1 protein-coding gene is annotated in these 391 nt (G+C 43.2%); it reads left to right on the top strand.

Translation table 11 applies throughout. The features are described 5' to 3' along the window. A partial coding sequence (locus AX662_RS09720; protein ID WP_197414720.1) for a KxYKxGKxW signal peptide domain-containing protein occupies window positions 1-391 on the top strand: 391 nt, incomplete at both ends.

Raw genomic sequence — 391 nt, 5'->3', positions numbered from 1 at the left:
TTCACAAAGTTAAAAAACATTGGGTAACTATTGCAGTGACAGGACTTGCTTTGGGTTTGAGTTTTGCAGGACTCAGCTATGCTTCAGCTGAAGAACAACCTACCCCCGTTAATGAAGCAACTGTTGAAACCATCATCAAAGAAGGTGCTATTAACGTCGATGCTCCAGCAAGTAATGAAGCCACAGCTAAACCTACAGAAAATACAGCAGCTACCGCTTCAAGCGAAGCTGCCACAGTGTCAGAAACACCAGTGGTCACCTCTGAAGGGGCTTCAACAGAAACTATTTCTGAAAAACCAAGCTCTGAAGTCACAAGTACAGCTAGTTCGGAAGCATCTAATTCTGAAACTACACATTCTGAGGTAAGTGCAACGACTAGTGAAAGTGTTAC

The sequence above is a fragment of the Streptococcus sp. CCH5-D3 genome, from assembly GCF_001556435.1.
Taxonomy (GTDB): Bacteria; Bacillota; Bacilli; order Lactobacillales; family Streptococcaceae; genus Streptococcus.
Note: the sequence above shows the minus strand (reverse complement) of the source record. Positions and strands in the feature narration are given on the sequence as shown.